The sequence below is a fragment of the Caballeronia sp. LP006 genome (assembly GCF_031450995.1).
Lineage (GTDB): Bacteria > Pseudomonadota > Gammaproteobacteria > Burkholderiales > Burkholderiaceae > Caballeronia.
The window spans coordinates 1,086,706-1,099,716 of the sequence record NZ_JARTVW010000005.1 but is presented as its reverse complement, the minus strand read 5'-3'; the positions used below and the strand labels follow the sequence as shown (position 1 = coordinate 1,099,716).

Annotated in this window: 13 protein-coding genes; 5 read left to right on the top strand and 8 right to left on the bottom strand. The window is 62.6% G+C overall.

The annotated features are described in order from the left end of the window. Positions 1–85: 85 nt before the first annotated feature. Positions 86–817 carry an SIMPL domain-containing protein gene (locus tag P9250_RS21775; protein WP_244827260.1) on the top strand — a complete coding sequence of 244 codons (732 nt, stop codon included), beginning with the start codon at positions 86–88 and terminating at the stop codon, positions 815–817. A gap of 27 nt (positions 818–844) precedes the next feature. Here P9250_RS21775 and lgt read toward each other — a convergent pair whose 3' ends face one another. Both lgt and P9250_RS21765 read right to left on the bottom strand, forming a co-directional pair. Continuing rightward, entirely contained in the window at positions 845–1,741 is an 897-nt protein-coding gene (lgt, locus tag P9250_RS21770) for a prolipoprotein diacylglyceryl transferase (RefSeq protein ID WP_310396836.1), read from the bottom strand. Between the two features lie 37 nt (positions 1,742–1,778). Further along, positions 1,779–2,714, bottom strand: a complete 936-nt coding sequence (locus tag P9250_RS21765) for a LysR family transcriptional regulator (protein WP_310395114.1) — start codon at positions 2,712–2,714, stop codon at positions 1,779–1,781. A 112-nt stretch (positions 2,715–2,826) separates the two neighbouring features. Between P9250_RS21765 and ilvD the strand changes: the two genes are divergently transcribed. Further along, positions 2,827–4,500, top strand: a complete 1,674-nt coding sequence (ilvD, locus tag P9250_RS21760; RefSeq protein WP_250508658.1) for a dihydroxy-acid dehydratase — start codon at positions 2,827–2,829, stop codon at positions 4,498–4,500. Between the two features lie 100 nt (positions 4,501–4,600). Here ilvD and P9250_RS21755 read toward each other — a convergent pair whose 3' ends face one another. The 3 genes from P9250_RS21755 to P9250_RS21745 form a co-directional block, all read right to left on the bottom strand. Then, positions 4,601–4,939, bottom strand: a complete 339-nt coding sequence (locus P9250_RS21755) for a DUF2486 family protein (RefSeq protein WP_310395112.1) — start codon at positions 4,937–4,939, stop codon at positions 4,601–4,603. Positions 4,940–5,015: 76 nt separating this feature from the next. Continuing rightward, positions 5,016–5,432, bottom strand: a complete 417-nt coding sequence (locus P9250_RS21750) for a DNA polymerase III subunit chi (protein WP_244827255.1) — start codon at positions 5,430–5,432, stop codon at positions 5,016–5,018. Positions 5,433–5,442: 10 nt separating this feature from the next. Continuing rightward, positions 5,443–6,978 carry a leucyl aminopeptidase gene (locus P9250_RS21745; protein ID WP_309841733.1) on the bottom strand — a complete coding sequence of 512 codons (1,536 nt, stop codon included), beginning with the start codon at positions 6,976–6,978 and terminating at the stop codon, positions 5,443–5,445. Between the two features lie 197 nt (positions 6,979–7,175). Here P9250_RS21745 and lptF point away from each other — a divergent pair, with 197 nt between their 5' ends. From lptF to P9250_RS21730, 3 genes are read left to right on the top strand one after another with little or no spacing between them, the layout of a single operon-like run. Continuing rightward, on the top strand, positions 7,176–8,273 hold the full coding sequence (gene lptF, locus P9250_RS21740) for an LPS export ABC transporter permease LptF (RefSeq protein ID WP_244827253.1): 1,098 nt from the start codon (positions 7,176–7,178) through the stop codon (positions 8,271–8,273). 4 nt (positions 8,274–8,277) lie between these two features. Next, positions 8,278–9,426: an LPS export ABC transporter permease LptG gene (gene lptG, locus P9250_RS21735; protein ID WP_244827252.1), complete on the top strand. Its 1,149-nt coding sequence runs from the start codon at positions 8,278–8,280 to the stop codon at positions 9,424–9,426. 19 nt (positions 9,427–9,445) lie between these two features. Then, positions 9,446–9,811: a CbiX/SirB N-terminal domain-containing protein gene (locus P9250_RS21730; RefSeq protein WP_310396834.1), complete on the top strand. Its 366-nt coding sequence runs from the start codon at positions 9,446–9,448 to the stop codon at positions 9,809–9,811. 84 nt (positions 9,812–9,895) lie between these two features. Here P9250_RS21730 and cobA read toward each other — a convergent pair whose 3' ends face one another. Genes cobA through cysD form a run of 3 tightly spaced genes read right to left on the bottom strand, consistent with a single transcriptional unit; the run spans position 9,896 to position 12,979 of the window. Then, complete coding sequence (gene cobA / locus P9250_RS21725) at positions 9,896–10,654, bottom strand: uroporphyrinogen-III C-methyltransferase (RefSeq protein WP_310395109.1); 759 nt, start codon at positions 10,652–10,654, stop codon at positions 9,896–9,898. A 10-nt stretch (positions 10,655–10,664) separates the two neighbouring features. Continuing rightward, positions 10,665–11,990, bottom strand: a complete 1,326-nt coding sequence (locus P9250_RS21720) for a sulfate adenylyltransferase subunit 1 (protein WP_244827249.1) — start codon at positions 11,988–11,990, stop codon at positions 10,665–10,667. Positions 11,991–12,016: 26 nt separating this feature from the next. Then, positions 12,017–12,979 (bottom strand): sulfate adenylyltransferase subunit CysD, encoded by a 963-nt coding sequence (gene cysD, locus P9250_RS21715; protein ID WP_244827248.1) that lies wholly within the window; start codon positions 12,977–12,979, stop codon positions 12,017–12,019. Positions 12,980–13,011 lie beyond the last annotated feature (32 nt).

Below are 13,011 nucleotides of genomic sequence, written 5' to 3'. Positions count from 1 at the left end.
AATCGTTCAAGGGAACTAAGGGAACGAACGAAGCGCCTAAGTGCGGTCGCGAATCACGCGATGCTCTTGCACTCGGAGTCCTTAGATGATCGACAAGAAAACCGCCGCCGCCCTCGCCTTCGTCGCGATGTCGAGCGCCGCGCTCACGCTTCCGCTTTCGGCCGCCGCTCAGACGGTAATCACCAATCCGCAGCCATCCGGCGTGCTTTCGCTATCCGCGCAAGCCAGCGCGCAAGTGCCGCAAGATGTCGTCAACATCACGCTGTTCTACGAGCAGGAAGCGGCCGATCCATCGTCGCTCACCACCACGCTCAATCAGCGCGCCGAAGCCGCATTGCGCGAAGCAAAAGGCGTCGACAACGTGACCGCGAAAAGCGGCTCGTTCACGGTTTATCCGAGCACGGATCGCGACGGCAAGATCTCCGCGTGGCGCGGCCGCACGGAGGTCGTGCTGGAATCGCACGACTTCGCGGCGGCGTCCAAGCTCGCGGGCAAGATGAGTAACGCCATGCAAGTCGGCAGCGTCGCGTTCTCGCTGTCGCCCGAAGCGCAGCGCGCCGCCGAGCAGAAGCTCTCGACTCAGGCCATCGAGTCGTTCCGCAAGGAAGCGCAGGCCGCGAGTCAGGCGTTCGGTTACGCCAACTTCACGATCCGCGAAGTGAACGTGGGCCACAGCGGCGCGGGTCCGCGCCCGGTGATGATGATGCAGGCCCGCTCGCTTGGCGCGGACGCGAAGGTCGGCGCGCCGATGGCGCTCGAAGCCGGCACGACGACGGTGACCGTCGACGTGTCGGGTTCGGTGCAAATGGGGCGATAACTGCTGTACCGGAGAACGCGGCGTGATTTACGCCGCGTTGCCGGACACGCGTTTATGACGTTTGTACGCCCACACCATCATGACGATGCCCGCGACGATCATCGGCAGCGAGAGCCATTGGCCCATCGAAAAGCCGAGCGCGAGGAGTCCGAGATAATCATCCGGCTCGCGCGCGAATTCCACCGTGAAGCGCGCAAGCCCATAACCGATCAGAAACAACGCCGACACTGCGCCCACCGGCCGCGGTTTGCGCGCGAAGAGGTAGATCACCGCAAACAGCACGAGCCCTTCCAGCGCGATTTCATACAACTGCGACGGATGGCGCGGCAGCATGTGATAGCGCGAGAAAATCTCCGAGAGATTGTATTGCGCATCGAGCTGCGGATGCTTCGCGAGCCAGATGGCGTCGTCGTTGGTGGAATTCTGGAAGAGCATGGCCCAGGGCGCGGCCGGGTCGGTCACGCGGCCCCACAACTCACCGTTGATGAAGTTGCCGAGACGCCCCGCCGCCAGTCCGAGCGGCACCATCGGCGCGACAAAATCCGTCACTTGCAGCCACGTGCGCTTGCGCTGAAACGCGAACAGAACCATCGCGAGCGTCACGCCGAGAAAGCCGCCGTGAAACGACATGCCGCCTTCCCAGACCTTGAAGATATCGAGCGGATGCGCGAAGTAATAACTCGCCTTGTAGAACACCACATAGCCAATGCGGCCGCCGAGAATCGTCCCGAGCACGCCGTAAAACAGCATGTCGTCGATGTCCTTGACGGTCCAGCCTTGCGCGGCGACATGCGGCAAGCGCAGACGCAATCTGCCGATGGCAATGGCCGAAATGAACGCAACGAGATACATGAGGCCGTACCAGCGCACGGCGAGCGGTCCGAGATGGATCGCGACGGGATCGAAATTGGGATGTATGAGCATCGTGTAATGGAAGAGCCAGGCGAACTTCAAAGGCGAATCATACGGCAACGACGGCAGCAGCCTGCGCGCGCACGATCTCGATGAGCCGGCTCAACACCGGACTCACTTCGGCCGCGCGCCACACGAGCCCGGTTTCGACCACGGGCCCCGGTTCCCGCAACGGGCGATACACCACGCCCGTGCGCCGCAGATGCCGCAACGACTGCGGCACGAGCGCGACGCCCATGCCGGCGGACACGAGGCTCACGATGGTCTGCATCTGTATCGCCTCTTGTCCGATGCGCGGCGTCAAACCGGCCGCGCCGTAGCAGCCCATAATGATGTCATACAAACCCGGCGCGAGACGCCTTGGAAAGACGACGAGCGGCGCGCTGGCCAAGTCGTGCAGATCGACGGGCGTCTCGGTCCATTCGGCGGCGCCCTGCCCGAGTTCCTGCGCGGCATCCGTCGACATGGCGATGACGAGCGGCTCGCGCGCAATCGGCAGATACGAAAGCGTCATGGCGTGACGCGGCGGCAGCGGCGGAATCACGAGACCGGCATCGATACGGCCGGCCACGAGTTCGTCTATCTGAACATCGCTGGTGGCTTCCGTGAGTTGCAGACGCACGCCCGGATAACGCGCATTGAATTCGCGCAGTAACGCTGGCAAAAGGCCGTAATCCGCCGTGGAGACGAACGCGAGCGAGAGCACGCCCGCCTCGCCGCGCGAAAGCGACTGCGCGAGCGGACGCAAGGCGTCGGCGGCGGCAAGCAGGCGGCGCACCTCGGGCAACAGATCGCGGCCAACCGGCGTCAGTTCGACCGTGCGCCGCGTGCGTTCGAACAGCACGACGCCGAGCGCGTCTTCCAGCGCACGGATGGCCTGCGAGAGCGGCGGCTGCGTCATGGCGAGGCGCGCGGCGGCGCGGCCGAAGTGCATCTCCTCGGCGACGGTCACGAAGTAGCGCAGCAGGCGGAGTTCGACTGGCATCGATATGTTTTGCGACTCAATAGACCCTAAATAATATATTGGACAGATACATCGACGACACTGCATTCTTCCTGCACCACACCAAGAACCACGATCCCCTCAGGAGGCAGCCATGCCCTTCAATCGCCGCTCGAAACACATCACGCAGGGCGTCGCACGTTCGCCCAACCGCTCGATGTACTACGCCCTCGGTTACAAGGAGGAAGACTTCGACAAGCCGATGATCGGTATCGCCAACGGTCACTCCACCATCACGCCGTGCAACGCGGGTCTGCAGCGTCTCGCCGATGCCGCCGTCGAATCCATTCGCAAGTCCGACGCGAATCCGCAAATCTTCGGGACGCCGACCATTTCGGACGGCATGTCGATGGGCACCGAAGGCATGAAGTACTCGCTCGTCTCGCGCGAAGTCATCGCCGACTGTATCGAAACGGCCGTGCAGGGACAGTGGATGGACGGCGTGGTCGTGATCGGCGGCTGCGACAAGAATATGCCGGGCGGCATGATCGGCCTCGCGCGCATGAACGTGCCGGGCATCTATGTGTACGGCGGCACCATTCGGCCGGGCAACTGGAAGGGCAAGGACCTGACCATCGTGTCGTCGTTCGAGGCGGTCGGCGAGTTCACGGCCGGGCGCATGTCGGAGGAAGATTTCAAGGGTGTCGAGAAGAACGCGTGTCCGTCGACCGGTTCGTGCGGCGGCATGTACACGGCCAACACCATGAGCTCCTCGTTCGAGGCGCTCGGCATGTCGCTGCTCTATTCCTCGACGATGGCGAACCCGGATCAGGAGAAGGTCGATTCCGCCGGCGAATCGGCGCGCGTGCTCGTCGAGGCCGTGAAGAAAGATCTGAAGCCGCGCGACATCATCAACAAGAAGTCGATTGAAAACGCCGTGGCGCTCATCATGGCGACGGGCGGTTCCACCAATGCCGTACTGCACTATCTGGCTATCGCGCATGCGGCGGAAGTCGAATGGAGCATCGACGACTTCGAGCGCATGCGCAAAAAAGTGCCGGTGATCTGCGACCTGAAGCCGTCGGGCCAATATGTCGCAACCGACTTGCACAAGGCGGGCGGCATTCCGCAGGTGATGAAGATCCTGCTCGATGCGGGCATGCTGCACGGCGACTGCATCACGATCACGGGTCGCACGCTCGCCGAGGAACTGAAGGACGTGCCGAGCAAGCCGCGCGCGGATCAGAAGGTGATTTTTCCGATCGAGCAGGCGTTGTACAAGGAAGGCCACCTTGCGATCCTGCGCGGCAATCTCGCGGAAGACGGCGCGGTGGCGAAGATCACGGGCTTGAAGAACCCGGTCATCACGGGGCCGGCGCGCGTGTTCGAAGACGAGCAAAGCGCGATGGACGCGATTCTCGCCGACAAGATCAAACCCGGCGATGTCGTCGTGCTGCGCTATCTCGGCCCGCAAGGCGGCCCCGGCATGCCGGAAATGCTCGCGCCGACGTCGGCGATCATCGGCAAGGGGTTGGGCGAAACCGTCGGCCTCATCACCGACGGGCGGTTTTCTGGTGGCACGTGGGGCATGGTCGTGGGCCACGTCGCGCCGGAAGCGTTCGCGGGCGGGACCATCGGGCTCGTGCAGGAAGGCGATTCGATCACCATCGACGCGCACAAGCTGCTGCTGCAATTGAACGTGGATGACGCGGAGATCGCGCGCCGCCGCGCGCTGTGGATGAAGCCGGCGCCGCGTTACACGCGCGGCGTGCTGGCAAAGTATGCGGCGTTGGCTTTGCCGGCCAATCGCGGGGCGGTAACGGGCTGAAGTGGGTCCAGCCAGGAAAGGCGAGCGCCCGGCGTTAAAAAGCCGCTACGAATGATCTTCGTAGCGGCTTTTTTCGTTCGGAGCCGTTGGCAAGCCCCGCTCACTCTTCCCGCTGCCGCCGCAACTCCTCTGCCACCGCCGCTCCCACCCACTCGCGCAAGCGTCCATCCAGCGCCACCGCCACTTCGCGCGTAATGTCCTCGACGAGCGTCTGCGTATGTTCGCGCAGCACTTCCTCGCAGCGCGCCGCGATCAGCGCGCGGGCATCGGTGTCCAGATACTGCGTGACGCGCGCGCGCAGGCGTTCGGCGACCAGCGCGGCATCGTATTCGAATGCCGCTTCCGCCGATGCCGCGCGCGCATATTCCGGCTTGCCGGGCACGACGACATCGGTGAGAACGGGGATGGACGTATCGAAGGATTCAGGTGTTTTGGTCATGGTGTCTCCGTCCGTCGCGTGATGAGCCTGTGTTGTGCGCCAATCGTAATGCCCCGCGACGGCGCGCTATGTTCGCTCAACCGCCTTGCTTGTGCGTTTCGATGGCGTAACCGCGATCCCGATAGAACCGGAAGCGCTCGCGCCCGGACGCGAGTTCGTCGTCCTCGTTGCCGACGATCTCCACGAGCCGCTCGAAGCGCGCGAATTGCGCGGACACCGGCGCGCCGAGATTGACGAGCACCTGATGATGCGGCGCGTCATCCAGATTCGACGTGAGCACGACCGGCGTCTCGGCCGCAAGCGGGCTTTTCGCCATGCAGTGCGGCACGAATTCGAGCGGCGCAAAGGTCCACAACTGCTCGTCGAATTCGGCGAGACGGCGCGGCTCGGCAAGGACGACGAGCGCGCGCCCGCTCGCATACGCCTTGCGCGCGAGGCGGCAGGCGTAGGCGAGCGAATCGCCCACGTTGGTATGAAAGTCGATGCGCGTCACGGCCTTACGCTCACTGGCCCGCGCGATCGATCAGGAACTGCGAGAGCAGCGGCACGGGACGGCCCGTGGCGCCCTTCGCCGCGCCGCTCTTCCACGCGGTCCCGGCGATATCCAGATGCGCCCACGGATAGCTCTGCGCGAAACGCGACAGGAAGCACGCCGCCGTGATGCTGCCGCCCGGACGCCCGCCGATATTCGCGACATCCGCGAAATTCGACTTGAGCTGATCCTGATACTCGTCGTCGAGCGGCAGACGCCACGCCGGATCGACGGCTTCGCGCGAGGCATCGAGCAATTCGCCGGCGAGCGCGTCGTCCTTCGAGAACAGGCCCGTGTTGTGATGGCCGAGCGCGATGACGCAAGCGCCGGTAAGTGTCGCGATGTCGACGACGGCGGCGGGCTTGAAGCGCTCCGCGTAGGTCAGCGCGTCGCACAGAATGAGACGGCCTTCGGCGTCGGTGTTGAGCACTTCGATGGTCGTGCCGTTCATCGCGGTGACGATATCGCCCGGCTTGAGCGCGTTGCCCGCGGGCATGTTCTCGCAGGTCGGGATGACGCCGACGACGTTCAGCTTGAGCCCCATCTCGGCGACCGCGCGCAGCGTGCCGAATACCGAGCCCGCGCCGCACATGTCGTACTTCATCTCGTCCATGGAATCGCCGGGCTTGATGGAAATGCCGCCCGTATCGAACGTGATGCCCTTGCCGACCAGCACGACCGGCGCGTTCTTGCCCTTCGCCTTGCCAGACTCGGTCCCGCCTGCGCCCTGATAATGGATGACGATGAATTGCGGCGGTTCCACCGAACCCTTCGCCACCGACAGGAACGAGCCCATGTTGAGCGCTTCGATTTGCTTCTGGCCGAGCACTTCGACTTTCAGCTTCCAGTCGCGGCCGAGCTTCTTCGCGGTCTGGCCGAGATAAGTCGGCGTGCAGACATTCGGTGGCAGGTTGCCGAGATCGCGCGTGAGGTCCATGCCGTTGGCGATCGCCACGCCTTGCCTGGCTGCGGCCTTCGCGGCTTTTTCATCGGCGGGATCGACACTGAAGACGATCTTCTTGAGCGAGCGCGCGCTGTTGTCGGGCTTGCTCTTCATCTGCGTGAACTTGTAGGTCAGTTCGCGCAATGCGAGGATGGCGGCGCGCACGCCCCAGTCGCCGCTGCGTTCCTGAATGGGCAACTGCGCGAGCGTAAACGTAGCCTGGACGATCTTGGCGCCGAGAATCACGCGCCACGCGGCACGTACTGCCTCGCCATATGCTTTCTGATTGAAGGCGTCCTGCTTGCCGAGTCCGACGAGCAAGATGCGCGATGCGCCAATGCCGGTGACTTCGGGAATGAGGAGCGTGCTGCCTGCGCGGCCGTTCATGTCGCCGGCCTTCACGACGCGCGAAACGAGCCCTTTGGTGGCGACATCCATGTCGCGTGCGGCGCCTGTCAACGTCTGTGCTTCGAAGATGCCGAGCACGATCACATCTGACTTCCCGGTGAGGAAACCATTTGCCTCGCCTTTGCTCCAATCACAGGCTTTTATGCTAAAGTCCATCGCGCTTATCCTCGGATAAAATCTGGGCTGAAGGATGAAAGCCGCAATTATCCGCTATTTTTTCCGCGGCGGTCACAGGCAAAGCCCGACTGACTCGGGGAACGATTGCATTGCTACTGCATCTACTTCTTGTTGTTGCAGGGCATGTTCGTTACGCCGCATCGCCGCCGGCCTTCAGCTAAATTCAGCTAAATTCAATGATCTTCGAACGCTCCCTGCAGCGCGAACTCGCGTATACGGCCGGCGCCGTATTCATGGTGCTGCTCACGATCATGCTCACGACGATGATGATCCGTATCGTCGGCTTCGCGGCATCGGGCCAGGTCGACCCGCGCGATGTCGTCGTGTTGATCGGGCTCACCGTGATCGGCTATCTCGCGGTCATGCTGATCGTGACGCTGTTCGTTTCCATCCTCTTCGTGCTGACGCGTTGGTATCGCGACTCGGAGATGGTCGTATGGCTTGCCTCGGGCGTGAGCCAGACGCAGCTCATCAAGCCCATCGCGGTGTTTTCCACGCCGATCATCATCCTTATCGTCTTCTTCGCGTTCGTCGGCTGGCCGTGGTCGAATCAGCAGAGCAAACTCATCAAGGCGCGCTTCCAGCAACGCGATGAAGTATCGCTGCTCGCGCCGGGCCAGTTCCGCGAATCGCCTTCGAGTCATCGCGTGTTCTTCATCGAGAAGATGTCGCCCGATCAGTCGCAAGTGGAGAACGTGTTCGTCACGAGCACCGAAGGCGGCAAGGTCAACGTCATCGTCTCGAAGAACGGACACACGGAGACGCGCCCCGACGGCGACCGCTTCATCGTGCTGGAAAACGGACGTCGTTACGATGGCGAGCCCGGCCAGCCGAATTTCCGCATCACGGAGTTCGAGCGCTACGGTGTGAAGATAATGAGTCATCAGGTCGTCAACACGCCGACCACCACCGGCATATCCACGCCCGACCTGCTCGCCAATCCGAGCAAGGACAACCTCGCGGAATTCGCGTGGCGCCTGGGTCTGCCGCTCATCGCCATCAACCTGATGCTGCTCGCCATTCCGCTGTCTTATCAGAACCCGCGCCGCAGCCGGACCATCAATCTCGTGATGGCCGTGCTCATCTATCTGACCTATTCGAATTTGCTGAACGTGGTCCAGTCATGGATCGAGCAGGGAAAGATGTCGTTCGGCGTGGGACTCGTGGGCCTGCATTTGCTGGTGGCGGCGCTCGTGGCGTTCATCTTCTGGCTGCGCGTGCGCAACCGGCCACTTTTCACGCTCTCGACGTTCACGCGTTCGAAGGGAGCCTGACGCAATGCGCATCTACGAACGATACTTCGCGCGCCAGATCTATCTGGCGTTCATCTTCATTTTGTTCGCGTTCTCGGGCCTGTTCTTTTTCTTCGACCTGATCAACGAACTGAACACCGTGGGGCATGGCAACTACAAGTTCACGCTCGCGATATTGCGCGTGGCCTTGCAGACGCCTTCGCGCTTCTACGAAATCATTCCGGTTGCTGCGCTCATCTCGGCCATTTATGTCTTCGCGCAGATGGCGGCGGCGTCCGAATTCACCATCTTCCGCGTGTCGGGACTCTCGACGGGCACGGCATTGCGTTCGCTCTTGAAGATCGGGATTCCGCTCGTGCTGGTGACGTATATCATCGGCGAAGTGGTCGGGCCTTATGCGGATCAGTTGTCGGAGCGCGTGCGTCTGGAGGCGCTGGGGTCGTCGGTCTCGTCGAATTTCCAGTCGGGCGTGTGGGTAAAGGACACGCTGACCGCGAAGGAGAACGGCGAGCAAGTCACGCGCTTCGTCAACGTGGGCACGTTGAACCCGGATACGACGATCGCCAACGTGCGTATCTATGAATTCGATTCGAAGTTCCGTCTCACCAATGTGCGTATAGCGCAGAGTGGCGTCTTCGAGCCGCCGGGCCACTGGAAGCTGACGGGGGTAACGGACACTCAACTGGTCGATGCGCCGCTCGCGGCCATCAATCCCAACGACGCGCTCAATCCTATCTACAACGCGAAGCAAACCACGCTGCCGGAGTACTCGCTGCGTTCCGAGCTTACGCCGCAGATTCTGTCGGTGCTGCTGGTGTCGCCGGATCGCATGTCGATGTTCAACCTGTTTCGCTATATCCAGCATTTGACGGAAAATCATCAGGACACGCAGCGTTACGAGATTGCGTTCTGGCGCAAGATTCTTTATCCGTTCGCGGTGTTCGTCATGCTGGTGCTGTCGCTGCCGTTCGCATATTTGCACACGCGGGCTGGCGTGGTCGGCGTGAAGGTGTTCGGCGGCATCATGATCGGGATGAGTTTTCAGCTATTCAATACGCTCTTCTCGCACATCGGGACCTTGAATACGTGGCCGGCTCCGATTACTGCGGCCGCGCCTGCCCTCGCCTATCTCGCGATTGGCTTACTGGGGCTCAAGTGGGTCGAGCGGCACTGAGTTTCTTCGGGAGAAGATGATGGGCAAGCACGGCATCGTACTGTTCGGACACGGCGCACGCGATCCACGCTGGGCGGAGCCGTTCGAACGGCTTGCAACACGCCTGCGTGCCGGGCGCGACGAGCCGGTTGCGCTTGCGTTTCTGGAGTTGATGACGCCGGATCTGCCTTCGGCGGTGACGCAATTGGCTGAAGAAGGTTGCGATGCCGTTATCGTGGTGCCTGTGTTCTTCGGGCAAGGCGGTCATGTGAGGCGTGACTTGCCGGCGGTAATCGAGACGTGTCGCGCGGCGCATCCCTCTGTCGCGATTCATTGCGCGACGGCGGTCGGCGAGGATGATGCGGTGCTGGATGCGGTCGCGGAGTATTGTTTGCGGCAGGTTTGAGTCGTTGTGTCTGCCCGTCATCTAGCCGAGTCACGCAAAGCATTAAACGAGTGGCGCAACCGAACGCGTTACCGACGTATCAACTCAAGCCGCCGCCTGCATCCCCCTCAGATGCACCTTCGGCTTCACCACCGCGTCGCGATCCCGAAACGCCTCGCCTATCATCAGCAAACTCGGCTGCGATGCATCGAGCCATTCCTGCGCCTCGCCTAGCGCCATGCGCGCCAGCGTCAGCGTAAGCGTGCGCTCGCGCGGCGTGCTGCACGCCTCGACGATCGCCACCGGCGTCGAACCCGGCCGTCCCGCATCGATCAACTGTTGGGCAATGTCCGGCGCGCTGTCTCGGCCCATGTAGAACACGAGCGAATCCGCCTGCGCCTGCTCGCGGATATCGTCGCTGTCGGCGGCGCGACTATGCGTCGCCAGCGCGACACTGCGCGCCACGCCTCGCAAGGTCAGCGAGCGCTTGAGCGTCGCCGCGCTGGCGAGCGCCGCCGTGATTCCCGGTACCACTTCATAGTCGATACCCGCCGCCTCCAGCGCGCGCATCTCTTCATCCGCGCGGCCGAAAAGCATCGGATCGCCGCCCTTTAGACGCACGACGAGACCGTGTTCCAAAGCGGCATCGACGATCTGCTTGCTGATGAAATGCTGCGCCGTGGAACGCTGCCCGCAACGCTTGCCGACCGCGATCTTGCGTGCGTTCGGCGCGTAGTCGAGCATCGCAGGTTCGACGAGCGCGTCGTGCAGCACCACGTCGGCCTGTTCGAGCAAACGCATGCCGCGCACGGTGATGAGATCCGCCGCGCCCGGCCCTGCTCCGATCAGATAGACCTTACCCATTTGCATGCACTCAGGCTGAGATTGCGCGAATCATACCGGCTGCGACCGTGTGATGCGTCGCCTCGTCGATCAAGACGAACGCGCCCGTGCCCTGATGCGTCTCGTACAAGTCCGCGACGAGCGGCTTCTGCAAGGTCAACGCCACGCGGCCGATATCGTTCATGGCGAGCGTATTGCGATCGACCGAATGCGACAGCGTATGCACATCCAGCACTTCCTTCACCGCGCCGATCCGCGCGAACACGGTGTTCGTCGTCTGCTTCAACAAATACTTGCGCTGCTGCGAAAGCGGCTCTTCGTCGAACCAGCACAGATCCGCTTCGAGCTTCTTCGCGGGTTCGACCGTCTGCGCTTCGCTCTCCGCGCGCGGCACGAAGGTATCGCCACGCGAGACATCGACATCCTCGGCGAGACGAATGGTCACCGTCTGGCCGGCAAACGCGCGATCCACCGGCGCAACGCCGCCCGGCACCGGCGCGATGATCTCGGCGACCGTCGCCTGGCGATTCGCCGGCAGCACGGTGATGGCGTCACCAAGACGCACTTCGCCCGCTTCGACGCGGCCCATGTAGCCGCGGAAATCGTCGGCTTGAGAGCCGTCCTGACGCGCGACCCATTGCACCGGGAAACGCAGCGCCTGATCGACGGGCTGCGCGACCGGCAGCGATTCGAGCAAGTCGAGCAGCGGCTCGCCCGCATACCACGGCATGCGCTCGCTCGCGGACACGATGTTGTCGCCCTTCAACGCCGACACCGGCACGAAGCGCACATCCGCGATTCCAAGCTGACGCGCGAGCACGACGTACGCATCGCGAATTTCGTTGAAGCGCGCTTCGCTGTACTCGACCAGATCCATCTTGTTGATCGCGACAATCACGTGCTGCAAGTCGAGCAACTTGACGATCGCGCTATGGCGCTTGGTCTGCGGCAGGAGTTGAGCGTCGCCGTTGTCGAAGGTGACGCGCGTCGCATCGACGAGAATGATCGCCGCATGCGCCGTCGATGCGCCCGTCACCATATTGCGCGTGTACTGCTCGTGACCCGGCGTATCCGCGATGATGAACTTGCGCTTCGCGGTCGCGAAATAACGATACGCAACGTCGATGGTAATGCCCTGCTCGCGCTCGGCTTCGAGGCCGTCGGTCAGCAACGACAAGTCGATCTCATCGCCCACGGTGCGCTTGTTCTTGGCGCGCGAGATGGCGGACAACTGGTCCGACAGCACGGCCTTGCTGTCGTACAGCAGGCGGCCGATCAGCGTGCTCTTGCCGTCGTCGACACTGCCCGCCGTGATGAAGCGCAACACGCCCAGGTCTTCAGCTTGATAGATGCTCATTTCGTTCGTTCCTTGGGGGCGTGGCTTCAGAAATAACCTTGCTTCTTGCGCTGTTCCATCGCGGCTTCGGAAGCCTGATCGTCCATGCGCGTGGCGCCGCGTTCGGTGATTTCCGTCACGGCCGTTTCGGCGATGATCTTTTCGACGTCGTCGGCATCGCTCGAAACCGGGCACGTGCAGCTGATGTCGCCGACCGTCCGGAAGCGCACTTGCGCCATCTCGGCGGTTTCGCCGTCGCGCACCGGAGTGAGCGGCGTCACGGGAACGAGCAGGCCGTTGCGGCGCACGATCTCGCGCTCATGCGCGTAATAGATGGACGGCAGATCGAGTTTCTCGCGCGCAATGTATTGCCACACGTCGAGTTCGGTCCAGTTGGAGATGGGGAACACGCGCAAGTGTTCGCCCGGATGCAGACGCGCGTTATAGATGCTCCAGAGTTCCGGACGCTGCGCCTTCGGGTCCCACTGGCCGAATTCGTCGCGGAACGAAAAAATACGTTCCTTCGCACGCGCCTTCTCTTCGTCGCGGCGCGCGCCGCCGATCAGCGCCGTATAGCCGTATTGCTCGATGGTTTCGAGCAGTGTCACCGCTTGCGCGGCGTTGCGCGAATCGGTTTCGCGACGCAGACGCACGGTGCCCTTCTTGATCGAATCCTCGACGTGGCCGACGACCAGTTCCGCGCCGATTTCAGCCGCGCGCCGGTCACGAAACTCGATCACTTCGCCGAAGTTATGGCCGGTGTCGATATGGACGAGCGGAAACGGCAGCACGGTCTTGCGGCCCGCGCCGAGACCGAATGCCTTAAGCGCCAGATGCAGCACGACGACCGAGTCCTTGCCGCCCGAGAACAGAAGCGCGGGCTTGCTGCACTCCGCGACGAGTTCGCGCAGGATGTGGATCGACTCGGCTTCGAGCCAGTCGAGATGGTCCATCCGGGTCGCCTGATTGGTAATCGGGGCGGTGACGGTAGAGTCGAGCGTGGTGCTCATATGCGTCGATCCTTTTATTGGCTGCGTCATGC